Genomic DNA, 15,751 nt, shown 5'->3' on the forward strand with positions numbered 1-15,751 from the left:
GCAGCACGGTAGGAGTCGCCGAGACGGACGAAAGGGGGATCCGCCCGATGATCACTCGAAAGTGCGAAGGGCCCCTGGGAGACCAGGGGCCCTTCGCGTTCTTCAGGAGTTCTTGCGCCTCAACGAGTTCGTCAGCAGCACCAGGCCGACCAGGATGGCCGTTCCCCCCAGCGCCCACCTCAGGTCGAACCAGAACGTCCCGTTGCTCAGCACGTAGGCCGCCATCAGCCCGCCACCGATCCCGAAGACCAGCCCCAGCGGGTCGATCCGCCTGCGCATCACCTGCTGCTGCTCAGTCACGGAGCACCCTCACCTCTCCGACGCTCGTCAGAACGTCCAGGTCGATCTTCAGCCCACCTTCTCCGTTGGCGCCCAGGTCGGTGCCGTCGACCTGCACGCCGGTGCCGTCCGCCCGCTTGCCGAGGCAGTCGAGCTCGCCGATGGAGTCCGCCTCGCACCGGAACGTCACGTCGGCGTTCGCCGGCACGTGCACGAGCACCTCGCCGAGGTTCGACTCGACCTGGGTCTTCACCGAGCCGGAGTCCGGGAGTTCGCGCAGGTCGAGCACCAGGCTGCCGACGCCCAGCTCGTAGCGGGACTCGACCTCGCCCACCGACTTGGGCGTGAAGTTGAGGTCGCCCACGTTGGCGGGGCCCTCGAACTTCACCGCGGTCAGGCCGAAGCCCACCACCGACAGCGGGACCAGCAGCCAGATCAGACCGCGACCGCCCCCGGTGAACGCGCCGACCAGCAGGCCCGCGGCCAGCACCGCGATCACGAGACCGACGACGTGCGGGGCGGTGAACCAGGGGATCCACGTCCCGGCGATCGCGGCCGCGGCGCCCACCAGCAGTGCCACGCCGAGCGTCACGCCGCTCACGCGCGGCTTGCGCGGGCGGGGGGCCGGCGGCTGCGGCTTCGGGGTCGGTTCGGGGAGGTCCCACGCGAACGGCGCGGCCCCCAGCGGGTCCCAGGCCGGTGCGCCCGGCACCGGTGGCGTCGGCGGCGGGTCGGCGAGCGTCGTGGCAGGCTGCAGGTGCCCACGGTTCTTCTGCAGCAGGTAGATGCACGCGACCGACGCGGCGATCGTCACGAAGACCTGGAACCCGCCGCTCCCGAACGTGAACGCGAGGGCGGGGAACATCAGCACGCCCAGCAGGACCGTCTGGCCCTGCGACGTCGAGCTGTGGCCCCTGTTGAGCAACGACTCGAGCGGCGACGCCTGGTCGCCCTCCTCCGGCAGCAGCAGCCAGCCGGCGAGGTACATCGGCAGGCCGACGCCACCCGACAGCGCGAGCGCGACGAACGCGATCCTGACGATCACCGGGTCGATCTGGTAGCGCAGGGCGATCCCGGTGGCGACGCCTCCGAGCTTGCGCCCTGCACGGGGCCGCACCGGACGGTGCGCCCAGAACTCTCTGAGCGTGTCCGCCACGCCCTGCATTGCCTTCTCAGTCCCGCTCACGTCACCAAGGTTGCTACGGCAGGCGCTCGACCACATCAGGGACCAGCCCTGATTCAGGGAACCGGGGTCATCCCTGATGAACAACCCGGGAGGACGTGTGACGATCGGATGGTGAGTGCACGGATTGAGCCGATGCGCCGTCGACGCACCGGCCGGGTGGTCGCGGGCGTCGCGAGCGGACTGGCGGACCACCTCGGCGCACCCGTCTTCTGGGTGCGCGCGGTGTTCGCCTTGTTCGCGGCGTTCAGCGGGGCCGGGATCATCGCCTACGGGCTGCTCTGGATGTTCGTCCCGCAGTCGGCGGTGGCGGAGCCGGAGACCGACACCGACCGCAAGGAGTGGCAGCAGGCCGTGGGCCTCGCCGCCCTCGGCATCGGCGTCGCGGTGTTCACCGGCCTGCTCGGGGGAGCGTGGAGCGGGTGGATCACCGGGCCGATCGCCGTGGCGCTCATCGGCGCCGCGGTCGTGTGGCGCGAGGCCGACGAGGCGCAGCGCCGCCGCTGGCGGGACGGCGCCTTCTCGCAGGGGAAGACGGGGATCGTGCGGACGGTGGCGGGAGGCGCGCTGGTCGTGGCGGGGGTCGCCGCGTTCCTCGTGGTGAACGACTCCATCGCGAACCTCTCGACCGTCGTGCTCTCCGTCATCGCCACGCTGGTCGGCGTCGCGGTGCTGACCGTGCCGCTGTGGATGCGGCTGGTGCGCGACCTCGACTCGGAACGCCGTGCGCGCATCCGCACCGAGGAACGCGCCGAGATCGCCGCCCACCTGCACGACTCCGTGCTGCAAACGCTTGCCCTGATCCAGAAGCAGTCCGAGTCGTCGCGGGAGGTCAAGCGCCTCGCGCGCAGCCAGGAACGCGAGCTGCGCAGCTGGCTCTACGGCCGTGAGGTGGGGGAGCAGCCGCACTCCATCAGCGTCGCGATCGCCCAGGTCTGCGCGGACGTCGAGGACGACTTCGCCATCGCCGTCTCGCAGGTCGTGGTGGGCGACTGCGAGCTGGAGGACGGCATGTTCGCGCTGGTCCAGGCGTCGAAGGAGGCGATGGTCAACGCGGCCAAGCACGCCGGGGTGGCCGAGGTCAGCGTCTACGCCGAGGTCGAGCCGGAGAAGGTCACGGTGTTCGTGCGCGACCGCGGCAAGGGCTTCGACCCCGACGCGGTGCCCGAGGACCGGCATGGCCTCGCGGGGAGCATCCGGGGGAGAATGTCGAGGCACGGCGGGGAGGTGCGACTGCGCACGGCTCCGGGAGAGGGGACCGAGGTGCAGCTCGAGATGCCGAGGAAGCAGGAGGCCAGGACGTGAGTGTGAGGGTGTTCCTGGTGGACGACCACGCGTTGTTCCGGGCGGGGGTGCGGGCGGAGCTCGAGAGCATCACCGAGGAGGTCGAGGTCGTCGGTGAGGCCGGCGGCGTCGGTGAGGCGGTCGCGGGCATCGCGCACCACAGGCCGGACGTCGTGCTGCTCGACGTGCACATGCCCGACGGCGGCGGCGCCGAGGTGCTGCGGCAGATCCGCACCAAGATCCCCGAGGTCACGTTCCTCGCGCTGTCCGTGTCCGACGCGGCCGAGGACGTCATCAACGTCATCCGCGCCGGCGCGCGCGGGTACGTGACGAAGACGATCTCCAGCCAGGAGCTGGTCAAGGCCGTCGTACGGGTCTCGGAGGGCGACGCTGTGTTCTCGCCGCGCCTCGCGGGGTTCGTGCTGGACGCGTTCGCGGACAGGCCGGGCGCCGCGCCGATCAGCGACCCCGAACTCGACCTGCTGACGCCGCGCGAACGCGACGTCCTGCGGCTGCTGGCCCGCGGTTACGCTTACAAGGAGATCGCGTCCGAGCTGTTCATCAGCGTCAAGACGGTGGAGACGCACGTGTCGAGCGTCCTGCGGAAGACCCAGCTCTCCAACCGGTACGAGCTGTCCCGCTGGGCGACGGATCGCAGACTGGTCTGAGGGGCTTTGGTCGAAAAGGTCGCCCGCGGTGCCACCGAGGTGCTGGCGCCGTGGGTCTGGGTGATTCTGCTGCCGTTCGGCGTCGCGTACGCGACGGAAAGCGTCTGGATGACGCTGCTGTGGGGGTTCGTCGTCGCACTGACGGCGTCGGTCATCCCCATGGCCGTCATCGTGCGTGGCGCCAGAAAAGGTAAGTGGGACGGCCACCACGTCACGAACCGCGAGGGCAGGGTCGTCCCGCTGGTCACGGCGGGTGCGTCGCTGGCCGCCGGCACGGTGATCATGTTCCTCGGCGACGCGCCGCGGTCCATGCTCGCGCTGGCGGGCAGCATGTTCGCGTCGCTGATCGTCAGCATGGCGATCACGTTCGGGCTGAAGTGGAAGATCTCGCTGCACGCCGCCGTGGCCTGGGCCGCCGTGGTGACGCTGGCGGTCGTCTACGGCCCGTGGTGGCTGCTCCTGGCGCTGCCCGCCGCCCTCGTGGCGTGGTCGCGCGTCGAACTGGGTGACCACACGACGGCGCAGGTGCTGGCCGGGTCCGTGATGGGCGTGGTCGTCGGCGGCGGCAGCTTCTGGCTGCTCAGCTGACCCGCCTGGTGCTGACGATCTTCATCTCGTTTTCGACGTTGCCGACCTCGATGTCGTAGACGCCGTTCTCGGTGACGCCCGCCTTCGTGGTGATCAGGCCGATGGCGACCACCCAGTTCGTGCCCTCCGACCGGACGGTGCCGGGCCCGGCGATCTCCACCTTCGAGTAGGAGCTCCACCGCTTGAGGTACTCGGCCTTGGGCTCGACGGCGTTGCCGCGCAGGTTCTCCCAAGCCTGGTCGGCGTCGGCCGGCAGCAACCGGTAGTGGAACTGCACGAATTCGTTTGCCTGGTCCGCCGAGAACACGACGTACTTGCCCTGGTTGTTCGGGAACTCCGACCGGCTCACCGGCGCGTCGCCGGTGCCGCCCCAGTACGCCGCGGCCGCGCCACCCCCGATCGCGAGCACCGCGATGACCGACAGGATCGCGAGGATCCGGTTGTTCGGCCGCTTGAGCCGGGGTGGCTGCTGCTGCGGGATCGCCAGGGGCTGCGACGGCTGCGGCTCGGCGGCCAGCAGGTCGGCGGCCTCCTGCGCGGTCGGCCTGTCCTTCGGGTCCTGCGAGAGCAGCCGCTTGAGCAACGGGGTGAGCTCGCCCGCGTTCTTGGGGTCGCGGAGCTGTCCGCTGGCGGCGCGGTAGATGAGGCCGAAGCTGTTGTCGCTCGGCCCGAAGACCGACTCGCCCTCGATGGCCGTGTAGATCGTGGCGCCGAGCGAGAACACGTCGGACGCCTCGTCGGGGTGTTCGCCGCGGGCCACCTCGGGAGCGAGGTAGGCGGGGGTGCCCGAGATCATGCCCGTGTCGGTCATCGTTCCGTCGCCGGAGGCCTTGGAGATGCCGAAGTCGGTGATCTTGACCGTGCCGTCGTGGCCGATCAGGACGTTGCCGGGCTTGATGTCGCGGTGGACCAGTCCGGCCGCGTGCGCCGCTGCCAGCGCCGAGGCGACCTTGGCCCCGATGCTCGCCGCCTGGGCCGGCTTGAGCGGCCCGCGCTCGGCGATCAGCGCCGAGAGGCTGTGCGAGGCGAGGTACTCCATGACGATCCACGGCTGCTCGTCGTCCGTGCCGACGACGTCGAACACGGCGATGGCGTGCTGGTGGTGCAGCCGGGCGGCGTTGCGGGCCTCCCGCATCGCGCGCTGGTGGTCGCCTGTGACGAGCTCCTTCACCGCGACCTCGCGGGCCAGCACCTCGTCCCGGGCTCGCCAGACCACCCCCATCGCACCGCTGCCGATGCGCTCGAGCAGCGTGTAGCGGCCGCCGATGGTTGTCACACCCTGAGACTAGTCAATCGCTCAGACGAGGATTCGGCGTTCCCGCTCGCGAGGTGGTGCAGATCGCTTCGAACCGGGGTTCACCGGTGGGGACTTGCGTCGTGAACCCGTTCAGCCTGGTGGGACGTGCCGCCGTCGCTGCCCACGACGTCCGGCACCGCGTTCCGGTGGTCTTCAGGTGACGAGCTGGTCGGCCACGCTGCCCCGCGTGCCGGCACCTCGTCCCGCGCCCTTGCGACCCCCGGTGGAACCGCCGGGGACTAGTCGATCGTCGAGACCAGCTTCTGCAACTCGCGGTCGAAGTCGATCCACAGGTCCTCCTCGCCGGGCTGGACGACGTCGTAGGAGGCGTCCAGGAACTCCGCCACGTCCTCGGCGACGGCGCTGAGGATGGCGAACCCGGTGGGCGCGTTCAGCTCGACCAGGACGCGCTCCGGGTCGTCGGAGGCGGGCCGGACGAGGATGTCGCCCTCACCGGACGGCGTCAGCAGGCCGTCGGCCAGCAGGTCGCGGGCGAACATCCACTCCACCCGGCCGGAGCCCGTGAAGAAGATGACGGCGACGGCGTAGGGGTCCTCCGCGTCGTAGACGAGTTCGGCCTCGACCGGCGCGGGAGCCACGCCGGGCGCGAGGAGCTGAAAAGTCGTCCTCGTCGTGACCTTCAGGTTTTCGTTGTTCATGTCGATGTCCCTTTCAGGCTGGTCTCCATGTCCGCTCACAAGAAGGAGACGGCCAAGCAGCCCGATAAGGACGCGATTCGTCTCGGAACCATCCTTCTGGGGGAGACGTGCGTCTCACCCTTCAGCGTTTGACCAGGTCGCGTGTCTCGTTTGGTGAGATGGTCTGACCTGCCGAGACGGCCTTCCGACGGGTCAACGCGACGCCCAGCAGTACCACCAGCATGCCGGCGACGACCCTTGCGTTGAGTTGCTCTCCGAGGAAGATCGCTCCAAGGAGTACCGAAACCACGGGCAAGAGGTAACCGACGGTAGTCGCCGTGGTGGCACCCTCGTCGGCGATGACGCGGTAGTTGAGGATGAACGCGACGCCGGTGCCGAACACGCCCAGGATGATCACGGCCGCGACGCCGACCCAGTGCAGGTGCAGCGGCTGCAGGCCGCCGAACGGCGTCGCCAGGAGCAGCATCCCCATCGCGGTGGTCAGCTGCATCGCGGCGAGCTGCGTCGAGGTGGCGCCGGTGTTGACCAGGAAGCGGCCGGCGTAGGAGTAGCCGACGGCGTAGCTCGCGGCGCCGATGAGGCAGAGCACCGCGCCCCAGCTCGCGATGCCGTTGGTCGACTCCCACGGCGCGAAGATCAGCAGCACGCCGCCGAAGCCGAGGGCGAGACCGAGCATCCGGACCACGTCGCTGATCTTCTCGCTGCCCAGCACGAGGCCGATGGCCAGCGCGAACAGCGGAGTCGTCGAGTTCAGCACGCCGGAGACGCCCGAGTCGACGGTCTGGCCGCCGAACGCGAACAGCGTGAACGGGACGGCGCTGCCGAAGAACGCCACGAAGAGCATGTGACCCCAGATCCGGCGGTCACGCGGCAGAGACATCTTCGCCAGCGCGAGCACGACGAACAGCACGGCCGCTCCGAAGAACGTCCGCACGAGCGAGATCTGCAGGGGCGCGAGACTGCCGAGCGCGAGCTTCATCCAGAGGAAGCTGGATCCCCACAGCAGGGCGAGCACGCCCATCCTGATCAACGTTCCGCGTTGGTTCACACCTCAACCATGCGCCCGCGAACACGTGAAAACAATTTAATAGTTGTACGCGACCTTTAAGCGCCGCTGTATGGTCGGAGCATGCTGGACGTGCGACGAATGCAGGTGCTCAGGGCCGTCGTGAGCACGGGTTCCATCACCGCCGCGGCGACGAACCTCGGCTACACCCCGTCCGCCATCTCGCAGCAGGTGGCGGGCCTGGAGAAGCAGGCGGGGATGCCGCTGCTGGAACGCGTCGGCAGGGGCATCAGGCCCACCGCGGCCGGCCGCCTGCTCACCGAGCACGCCGGTCGCCTCGCCGAACAGCTCGCCGAGGCCGAGAGCGCCCTCACGGCGTTGCGCAACGGCTGCGCGGGCACCCTGCGCGTGCGCTACTTCGCCACGGCGGGCGCGGCGCTGGTGCCACCGGCGGTGGCGACGTTCCGCGCCGAGCGCTCCGGCGTCGAGCTCGACCTGAAGCTCACCGAGCCGACCGACCCGTTCGTCGAACTGGCGGCGGGCCGCGCGGACGTGGCGATCACCGTGCTGGAGCAGGACGCGCCCGCCCCCGAGGGCATGATCAGCAGGCACCTGCTCGCCGACCCGCTCTACGCCGTCCTCCCGCGCGGCCACGCCCTCGCCCACAAGCGCGTGCTCGACCTCGCCGACCTGGCCGACGAACCGTGGGTCGACGGGGACTGCAGCTATTCCGGGCCGTGCGCCGACCTCGTGCGCAACGCGTGCGCGGGTGCGGGGTTCTCACCGCAGATCGCCGTGGAGAGCGACGACTACGCGACGGCGCAGGGCTTCGTGGCGGCCGGGCTGGGCGTCACCCTCATCCCGAGGCTCGGGCTGGGGTTCGCCCACCCCGGCGTCGTGCTGCGCAAGGTGCGCAACCCGGAACCGGTGCGGCACATCCACGTCGTGTACCGCGAGGACGCCGCGTGGAACCCGGCCGTGCTGACGCTGGCGGACGCCCTGGAGAAGGCCGCGCGGGCCGGCTGACCCGCGCGGGTGCTCAGGCGCTGCCGAACGGCTTGTCGTAGCTCAGCAGGAAGTTCGGCGAGCGCCACTCCAGCGACACCTGCCGCTGCATCGACGACTTCGACCCGTCCTTCTTCTCGATCTCCAGCGTCACCACGAAGTAGTACGACTGCCGTTCCTCGATGCTGGTGACCTTGGCCTTCTTGATGCCGCCCCAGAACGACTTGAAGCCGTCCATGCCGCCGGGGTACTGGCCCTGGAAGTTCGCGTTGCCCATCGCCCAGGCGTCGGCCGGCTTGCTCGTCGCGAGCTGGAAGTAGTCCTCCAGCAGCGTCTTCTTGTCCTCGTCGGTCGGCGTGTCGGTCCACTGACCGGCCTTGCCGGCGGACTTCGGCGGCGTCGACTCGCCCGTGGCGTCGTTGCCCTGCGTCTGCTGGTTCGACGTGTTCGGCCCGGCGATGCTGTTCGAGCCGTTGTCGCCGCCACCGCCGCTCGAGATGATGCTCGCGAACATGATGCCGATGACCGCCGCCGCCACGATGGCGAGCGCCGTGTAGACCGTCGACTTCTTGTTCTTCGTGGCGGACGCCAGCGCTGAGGGCCTCGACGGCTTCGGGCGCTGTGAGTACTGGGGCGCGGCGGCAGGCCGGTGGTTCGACGGCTGCTGCTGCGTGGGCACGGCGCGCGGCGGCGTGTGCAGGTCGACCCGCGTCGCGTTGGGCGGCGGCGGTGCCTGCTGCTGCACCTGCGGAGGCGTCAGAGCCCTCGTCGCGGCCTGCTGTGGCTGCTGCACGGGGGCACCGCGCCACGACGGCGGGTGCGTCGGCGCGACCACGGCGGGCGTGAAGGCGGGCGCGGCCTGGCCGTTCGCGACGGCGGCGAGCGCGTCACGGGCCTCGGCCATCGTCGGGCGGTCTTCCGGCTCCGCGCGCAGCAGGCGCATCAGCAGCGCGGTCAGCGGGCCGGCGTTGCGCGGCGGGTTGACCTTGCCGGACGCGACCTTGTGCAGCAGCGCGATGGTGTTCTCGCTCAGCCCGAACGGCGGTTCGCCCTCGATCGCGGCGTACAGCGTCGAGCCCAGGGAGAACACGTCGGACGGCGAGCCCGGGTCGTAGCCCTTGGCCACCTCGGGGGCGAGGTAGGCGGGGGTGCCCGCGAGCATGCCCGTCGCGGTGACGGTGACGTCACCGGTCGCGCGGGAGATGCCGAAGTCGGTGATCTTGACCGTGCCGTCGTCGCCGAGCAGCACGTTGCCGGGCTTGATGTCGCGGTGCACGATGCCGGCGTTGTGCGCGGCGGCCAGCGCGGAGGCGACCTGCATGCCGATCGACGCCACGTCCCGCGGCGGGAGCGTGCCGCGCTCGGAGAGCACCGCGGACAGGCTCTTCGACGGCAGGTACTCCATGATCAGCCACGGCTGGCTGTCGTCCTCGGCCACGTCGTACACGGCCACGGCGTGGGGGTGCTGCAGGCGCGCCGCGATGCGGCCCTCCCGCATCGCCCGTCTCTTGGCCTCGTCGGTGTCGGATTCGGCCAGTCCGGGCTGCAGGAGCAGCTGCTTGACCGCGACTGTGCGGTGCAGGCGTTCGTCGTGTGCCGTCCAGACGACGCCCATGGCGCCGCTGCCGATCCGCTGGCTCAATCGGTAGCGACCAGCGACCAATCGGCCATCGTCGGTCACAGTTGCTCCCCGCTGTGCGGTCACTTGCTCTCTGTTCAACGGCTGATCACACCTTCGGGTTCAGATCACCCATCGGTGCGGGTACCCACCATACGAGATTTCTACGGCGCAATGACGCTTAGCCCGCCGGAGGCGGCGGCACCGTTGTCGTTGTCACGACCGGCGGCGGCGAAGACGACGGCTTGGGAGTCGTCGTCGTTGTGGTTGTCGTCGTTGTGGTCGTCGTAGTGGTGGTCGTGGTTGTCGTCGTCGTAGTGCTGGACGTCGGTTGCTCCGTCGTCGTTGCCTGAGGGGTGGTTGTCGTCACCTCAGCCGCCGAAGTCGTCGGCTCCACCGTCTGCGAGCTGCTCGCGGGCGGAGCCACAGGGGTCTTCTCGCCCCTGTTGAACACCCCGAGCGCGACCATCAGACCGCCGATGACCAGCAGCAACGCCAGCACGACCGCCGCGATCACCAACGGGCGGTTGTTCTCCTCGCCACGAGGAGGCGCCATCGGCGGGGCCGTCCGCGGAGGTGAGGTGCGGGGCACCGCGCGGACCACACGGGTCCGTTCGGGCTCCACGATCGTCGTCGGGTCGGGACCCGGGACCACCGCCAGCCCGTTGAAGGACGGCGAACGCCCGTGCGCGACGGCGTTGAGCACCTCGCGCGCCTGGGCCATGGTCGGCCTGTCGTCCGGCTCGAAGTTGAGCAGGTACAGCAGCGTGTCGGCGAGCGGGTGGTCGACGGTCGGCGGGTTGATCCGCCCGGCCGCGACGGCGTGCAGAACACCGAGAGTGTTCTCGCTCACTCCGTAGGGCGGTTCGCCCTCCATCGCGGCGAACAGCGTCGAGCCGAGCGAGTAGACGTCGGAGGCAGGCGTCGGGTCCTGGCCCCGCGCGATCTCCGGTGCGAGGTACGCGGGCGTGCCGGCGATCAGGCCGGTCTTGGTGACCGTGATGTCGTCGGACGCGCGGGAGATGCCGAAGTCGGTGATCTTGACGACGCCGTTGTCGGCGATCAGCACGTTGCCGGGCTTCACGTCGCGGTGCACGATCCCCGCCGCGTGGGCCGCGGCCAGCGCCGCCGCGCACTGGGCGCCGATGCTCGCGACCTCGACCGGGTCCATCGGCCCGCCCTCGGCCAGCGCGTCGGCGAGGCTGTAGGACGGCAGGTACTCCATGACCAGGCACGGGACGCCGTCCTCCTCGACGACGTCGTACACGGCGATGGCGTTCGGGTGGTGCAGCTTGGCGGCGATGCGGCCCTCGCGCATGGCGCGCTGGATGGCCTCGTCCTGCTCGGCCTCGTCGAGACCGGGTGCCAGCAGCAACTGCTTGATGGCGACCTCACGGCCGAGGCGTTCGTCGTGGGCGCGCCAGACGATGCCCATCGCGCCGGAGCCGATGCGGTCGAGGAAGCGGTAGCGGTCGGCGATCAGACGGCCGTCCGAGGTGCCGGACGTCGTCACAAGCCCACCCCGTGGGTGCTCGAAGGCGTGACTGCGGCTGCGGCAGCAGATCCCACGCTCGTGCTCCTCGTGCGGTAGTCAGCGGGTCGTCCGGAATGCCCGCACAGGGTACCTGCCGGGGGCCGTCGCCGAGCTACCTGTCGTACATCAGTTCGCCGGGGCGAAGAAGTCGAATCCGCCGACGACGTCGCCCACGGTGTCGAGGACCGGGTCGAGGACGCCGAGGTCCACGCTCACGTCGACCGGGTTGGACGGAGGGGGCGTCGAGTTGTCCGAGCTGGGCGGCGTGCTGGTGCTGCCGCTCGACGGGGGCGTGGTGGACGAGCTCGGCGGGGGAGGCGTCTGGCTCGACGGCGGCGTGCTGGTCTCCGTCGGCGTCGACGGGGTCGTCGAGGTCGAGGTCTCCGAGCTGGGCTGCTGCGTCGGCTGCTGGGTCTGCGTCTGGGTCTGCTGCTGCGTCGGGCGCTGCTGCTGGGTCTGGACGTACGGGGCGACGCGCGTCGTCTCTTCCGTCGTCGGCGCCGCCTGCGTCTCGCTCGCGTCGGACTGCTGCGTCTTGTTCGACGGCAGCTTCACGACGCCTTCGGTGCCCGAGCTCGCGCCACGGGCCTGGGCGCGCTCGTCGAACCGCACCTCGGCGAGTGGGCGCTCGTCCGGCGAGGACAGCCACGAGGAGGCGGCGAACGCCACGGAGCCGCAGATGATGACGCCACCGCTGGCCGCGGCGGCCAGCTTGCCGACGGTGAACCCGCCGCGCTGGGTGTCGTCGGCGCGACCCTCCCTGCGCAGGAGCTCGGTGATGTGCAGCTCCTTCATGGGCTGCTTCTTCTTGCCAGGAGACTTGACCGGCTTGAACTTGACGGTCTGCTCGAACGCCTCGGGGGTGATGTCGTCGGTGATCACGGGGATCTCGACGGTCTCCGCCTCGCGGCGGGCGATCAGCTCGGCGACGGACAGCTGCCCGGTCGACTCGGCCGAACCGCTCAACCGCCGACGATGGTCCTCAATCGACACCGCTCGTTCACCCTTCCAAGTTCGCGTTTGCGCACTGGCGGGAACATGGATACCGAATCGTGACCCGAGATGTAACCCCTATGGGGGAATTTTCACGACCGAAACCCGGTTTTCGCGACGAGCGGTCACCGTTCGACTGCGAACGGCGAATCAGTTGGGCGCGACCTAACTTCCGGGGTTCAGCTCCTCTGCGCCGAAAGGACTTCAGTTCCGATGATCCGGGGCTGGGTCGTGCTGGTGAGCCAGAAGATCTGCTCGATCCGCAGCCAGCTCCCGTCCGCCTCCTGCATCGAGACGACCGCCAGCACCGAGCCGTCCGGCCGCACCGACGTCTGGTCGACGTTCACGACCTTGATCTTCCCCCAGGACTTCACGAAGTCGGCGGTGTTCGGGCCGACCAGGTCCGGTGAGAGCAGCTTGGCCGCCGACCCGGGCCTGGTGGTGAGCAGCTCGTAGAACTTCTTCACCACGTCGACCTGCGGCAACGGGCCGATCGAGACCTCGGGCGTCGACGGTTCGGCGCTCGCCGGTGCCGAGGCGGCGCCGGTCTCCAGCAACAGCTCGGACGGCTGCGGCATCGGGGCCGCCGCGGCGCCGGGGGTGGTCTGGGCCGGTGGGCGCTCGTTCGGCAACTGGGCCGACAGGACGTCGGGGCGCAGCGCGCTCGACCCGGACAGCGCGACGGCGCGCTCGGTGACGGGGATGCCGGCGTTCGGCGGGCGGTTGCCGGCCAGGACGGCCGCGCCGGCGACGGAGGAGACGAGCACGATCGCGCCCGTGAGCAGACCCGCGGCCTTGGCGGTGCGGCTCGACTTCGTGCGGCGGCGACGGCCGGGTGTGACGGGTATCACCGCGGTCGTCGCGGTCATGTTCTCGGTTGGGCCGAGCAGGGATGTGACCAGTGCGTCGGTGGCCGCTTCCTCGGTCGAGAGGATGCGCATCGGGCCAGGCTGCTGCTTGATCAGCTCAGCCACGCTGATCGAGCCGACGCGGGTGTGTCTCCGGCCGGTCGTCGCGGGACGCTGCACTGCTCGGGTCCTCCGTACTGTCCGTGTGCACCTGAAGACGTACCGTGGTCGTGGTCGAAGATGCCAGTGTCTGGCTCGTATTCACCCGTCCGTGGCGGCCAGCGGCGTTCAGGATTCGCTCGATGGTGCTACCTACTACGTTCGGTAGGTCCGGCCGCGACCTTGAGCCACTTCAGCCGCCGGTCTTCAACCGTTCACCGTTGATCAGCGGCAGGTCGCCGAGCGTGAAGCTCAGCTCGCGCTTCTCGGTGCTGACCGAGCCGTCCTTCTTCGTCACCTGCAGCAGGCTGACCGTGAGGCCCTTGCTCGGATCGACGGCGATCTCCTTCACCTCGATCAGCGAGATGTCGGCGAGCCGGCCCTCGAGGAGCGCGTCGGCGTTCGAGCGCACCGCGTCCGTGGTCATGGCGAGCGCCGTGTCCGCGTTCGTCGCCATCTCGCGGTAGAAGTGCTCGGTCTGCTGGGCGATCTTGCCGCCGTCGACGACGGGCGCCTGTGTGACCGGCACGGTCGTGATGACCGGCGGGACCGTCCCGGACGGCTGGGGGTTCGGCGCGGACGCCGGGCCGCTCGTGCCGGGCGCGCTGCTGGACCCGGTGCCCCTGCCCGTGCCGGGGACGGGTGCGTTCTGACCCGTCCTCGCGGCCGACGGCCTGGTGCCCGTGGCCGAGGGGGTCGTACCGCCCGTGGGGAGCGGGGAGATCATCGGCACGTCCGACGGGTAGCCGGGCAGGCCGACCGTCTCGACGTCACCGCCCCCGCTGACCAGCTTGGCCGCGGCGACGCTCAGCCCGACCAGCACGAGCACCGAGGACACGACCGCGAACCAGGCCGCCCGCCTCCAGGTGCGCGGCGGCGTGACCGAGGCGGGCACGAGGCCGATGTTGAACTTGCGCAGGCCGTCCGTGTCCTGCAGCGGATCGATCTGGCGCCCGCGCGGCAGCGGGATGCGGTCGCCCCCGGCGACGGGCCTCGACCGCGGCGGTTGCGGCCCGTCGTCCAGACGATGTTTGCCCGGCAGTTCGTCCATCCCCGACACCCCTCTGCGACGCAATCAGAGTAGGGCCGTCCGGAGGTGCCGAAGCAACCAAATGGGGGTGTTCAGGACGAGTGACACTCTTTTGTGTGAATCGGATCAGCCCTCAGCGTGGCGGGAGCTGCGCCTGACCGCTGTTGAGCTGCTTGCGCGTGTTCTGCACGCCGTTGAGCGCGGCGAGGCCGCTGCCGCCCGCGATCAGCGCGCCGATCACGTCGGCGCCCAGCGAGTCGCCCCCGGTGATCAGCAGGCCGATCACCGCGCCGGCGGTCGTGATGATCGCGGTCTTCCACCGGCTGCGGACGAACTGCGAGACAGGTGCTCCGGAGAGGCCCTTCTTGTTCGCGGCCGAACCGAGCAAGCCCAGGTAAGCGTCGTGCGCCAAGGCGGCGAGCAGGCCGGCGATGGCGATCAGTGCGGCGATGAGGCCCATGCCTCCAGTGTGCCCCCAGATTTTTCCGGTGGACCATCCGTGATCGCCCTGATATCCGATTCGCGTGGACATGTTCTGGCACGACGACTGCCTCGAGCACGACGCCGGTGAGGGACTGTGGGAGCTGCCCGGCTCCTGGCCGTGGCTGGACGTCGCCGAACCGCACCCCGAGAGCGCGGCACGGCTGCGCACGTTCCGGCACGCGCTGACGCACGGACCGGTGGCGCCGCACCTGAGGTGGCACGAGGGGCGCCATGCGTCCGTCGACGAGCTTCTGCGCGTGCACACAGCGGGCTACCTGGACTCGTTGCGTGTCTCGGAGCGTGTGGCGCTGGAGGTGAACACGGTCGTAGGACCGGAGACGTGGCGTGCGGCGTCAGCGGCGGCGGGCACGGCGTTGGCGGCGCTGGAGTCGGGCGCGCCTCTCGCCTACGCGCTCGTGCGGCCGCCGGGACACCACGCGCAGCCGGACCTGGCGGACGGCTACTGCTTCGTGAACAACGCGGCGCTGGTGGCGGAGACCGCGCGGCGCCAGGGCATGCGCGTCGCCGTCCTCGACTGGGACGTGCACCACGGCAACGGCACGCAGGAGGTGTTCTACGACCGGCCGGACGTGCTGACCATCTCGGTGCACATGCGGCACGGGGCGTGGGGCACGAACCACCCGCAGACGGGTGCGCCATCAGAAGTGGGCGCCGACGGGCGGAACGTGAACATCGAGCTGTCGCTCGGTGCGGGCGACACGACATATATACGTGCGCTCGATGAAATCGCGTTCCCTCTGCTGCGCGACTTCGCGCCGGACCTGCTGGTGTGCGCGTCCGGGTTCGACGGGTCGGCGTTCGACCCCAACGGCCGTCACAACCTCACGGCGGACGGCTACCGCGAGATCGGACGGCGGGTGGCGTCGTCCGGCCCCCGGGTCGTGCTCACCCAGGAGGGCGGTTACCTGCGCGGCTATTCGGCGCTGTGCCTGCACGCGCTGGTCGAGGGCCTGCTGGAGCTGCCGGAGCCGTTGCTGGAGGACCCGCTGGCGTACGTGCCGGACGACTCCCAGCTCGCGGACGCGGACTTCGAGCGCGTCCGTGCGGCCCTGGAGCCTTTTTGGCCCGGCGTCCTGTGACGCCGGGCCGGGCGTGC

General features: G+C 70.2%; 16 protein-coding genes. 5 read left to right on the forward strand and 11 right to left on the reverse strand.

Annotated features, from left to right (window positions below; genetic code table 11):
- Window positions 1–102: 102 nt before the first annotated feature.
- Window positions 103–300 carry a hypothetical protein gene (locus ND450_RS36205; protein WP_089915090.1) on the reverse strand — a complete coding sequence of 66 codons (198 nt, stop codon included), beginning with the start codon at window positions 298–300 and terminating at the stop codon, window positions 103–105.
- Complete coding sequence (locus tag ND450_RS36210) at window positions 293–1,465, reverse strand: PspC domain-containing protein (protein ID WP_253322697.1); 1,173 nt, start codon at window positions 1,463–1,465, stop codon at window positions 293–295. The genes ND450_RS36205 and ND450_RS36210 overlap by 8 nt, the downstream gene beginning before the upstream one ends.
- 132 nt (window positions 1,466–1,597) lie before the next feature.
- Here ND450_RS36210 and ND450_RS36215 point away from each other — a divergent pair, with 132 nt between their 5' ends.
- From ND450_RS36215 to ND450_RS36225, 3 genes are read left to right on the forward strand one after another with little or no spacing between them, the layout of a single operon-like run.
- The gene (locus ND450_RS36215) at window positions 1,598–2,767 is read left to right on the forward strand and encodes a PspC domain-containing protein (protein WP_371927503.1); all 1,170 of its coding nucleotides are present in this window, start codon (window positions 1,598–1,600) and stop codon (window positions 2,765–2,767) included.
- Window positions 2,764–3,414, forward strand: a complete 651-nt coding sequence (locus ND450_RS36220) for a response regulator transcription factor (RefSeq protein WP_089915080.1) — start codon at window positions 2,764–2,766, stop codon at window positions 3,412–3,414. The genes ND450_RS36215 and ND450_RS36220 overlap by 4 nt, the downstream gene beginning before the upstream one ends.
- A gap of 6 nt (window positions 3,415–3,420) precedes the next feature.
- The gene (locus tag ND450_RS36225; protein ID WP_253322699.1) at window positions 3,421–4,002 is read left to right on the forward strand and encodes a phosphatase PAP2 family protein; all 582 of its coding nucleotides are present in this window, start codon (window positions 3,421–3,423) and stop codon (window positions 4,000–4,002) included.
- Here the strand turns inward: ND450_RS36225 and ND450_RS36230 are convergent.
- The 3 genes from ND450_RS36230 to ND450_RS36240 all read right to left on the reverse strand — a co-directional run bounded on the left by ND450_RS36230 (window position 3,995) and on the right by ND450_RS36240 (window position 7,006).
- Window positions 3,995–5,278, reverse strand: coding sequence for a serine/threonine-protein kinase (locus tag ND450_RS36230; protein WP_256557353.1), 1,284 nt, complete (start codon window positions 5,276–5,278; stop codon window positions 3,995–3,997). The genes ND450_RS36225 and ND450_RS36230 overlap by 8 nt on opposite strands.
- A gap of 260 nt (window positions 5,279–5,538) precedes the next feature.
- Entirely contained in the window at window positions 5,539–5,958 is a 420-nt protein-coding gene (locus tag ND450_RS36235) for an SsgA family sporulation/cell division regulator (RefSeq protein ID WP_089915073.1), read from the reverse strand.
- A 121-nt stretch (window positions 5,959–6,079) separates the two neighbouring features.
- Window positions 6,080–7,006 (reverse strand): DMT family transporter, encoded by a 927-nt coding sequence (locus tag ND450_RS36240; protein ID WP_253322700.1) that lies wholly within the window; start codon window positions 7,004–7,006, stop codon window positions 6,080–6,082.
- Between the two features lie 81 nt (window positions 7,007–7,087).
- Between ND450_RS36240 and ND450_RS36245 the strand changes: the two genes are divergently transcribed.
- Window positions 7,088–7,990 (forward strand): LysR family transcriptional regulator, encoded by a 903-nt coding sequence (locus tag ND450_RS36245; protein ID WP_253322701.1) that lies wholly within the window; start codon window positions 7,088–7,090, stop codon window positions 7,988–7,990.
- 13 nt (window positions 7,991–8,003) lie between these two features.
- On the opposite strand, the gene ND450_RS36250 is transcribed toward ND450_RS36245, so the two are convergent.
- The 6 genes from ND450_RS36250 to ND450_RS36275 form a co-directional block, all read right to left on the reverse strand.
- A complete protein-coding gene (locus tag ND450_RS36250; RefSeq protein WP_371927505.1) occupies window positions 8,004–9,611 on the reverse strand; it encodes a protein kinase in 1,608 nt (535 codons plus the stop codon).
- A gap of 157 nt (window positions 9,612–9,768) precedes the next feature.
- On the reverse strand, window positions 9,769–11,100 hold the full coding sequence (locus ND450_RS36255) for a serine/threonine-protein kinase (RefSeq protein WP_253322703.1): 1,332 nt from the start codon (window positions 11,098–11,100) through the stop codon (window positions 9,769–9,771).
- Window positions 11,101–11,247: 147 nt separating this feature from the next.
- Window positions 11,248–12,087, reverse strand: a complete 840-nt coding sequence (locus ND450_RS36260; protein WP_253322704.1) for a hypothetical protein — start codon at window positions 12,085–12,087, stop codon at window positions 11,248–11,250.
- A gap of 206 nt (window positions 12,088–12,293) precedes the next feature.
- Window positions 12,294–13,088 (reverse strand): hypothetical protein, encoded by a 795-nt coding sequence (locus ND450_RS36265; protein ID WP_253322705.1) that lies wholly within the window; start codon window positions 13,086–13,088, stop codon window positions 12,294–12,296.
- Between the two features lie 226 nt (window positions 13,089–13,314).
- The gene (locus ND450_RS36270; RefSeq protein WP_253322706.1) at window positions 13,315–14,172 is read right to left on the reverse strand and encodes a hypothetical protein; all 858 of its coding nucleotides are present in this window, start codon (window positions 14,170–14,172) and stop codon (window positions 13,315–13,317) included.
- Window positions 14,173–14,284: 112 nt separating this feature from the next.
- Entirely contained in the window at window positions 14,285–14,611 is a 327-nt protein-coding gene (locus tag ND450_RS36275) for a hypothetical protein (protein ID WP_253322707.1), read from the reverse strand.
- Between the two features lie 70 nt (window positions 14,612–14,681).
- Here ND450_RS36275 and ND450_RS36280 point away from each other — a divergent pair, with 70 nt between their 5' ends.
- Window positions 14,682–15,734 (forward strand): histone deacetylase, encoded by a 1,053-nt coding sequence (locus tag ND450_RS36280; protein ID WP_253328089.1) that lies wholly within the window; start codon window positions 14,682–14,684, stop codon window positions 15,732–15,734.
- Window positions 15,735–15,751 lie beyond the last annotated feature (17 nt).

It is taken from the genome of Lentzea sp. HUAS12 (genome assembly GCF_024125735.1).
Classification (GTDB): Bacteria; Actinomycetota; Actinomycetes; order Mycobacteriales; family Pseudonocardiaceae; genus Lentzea; species Lentzea albida.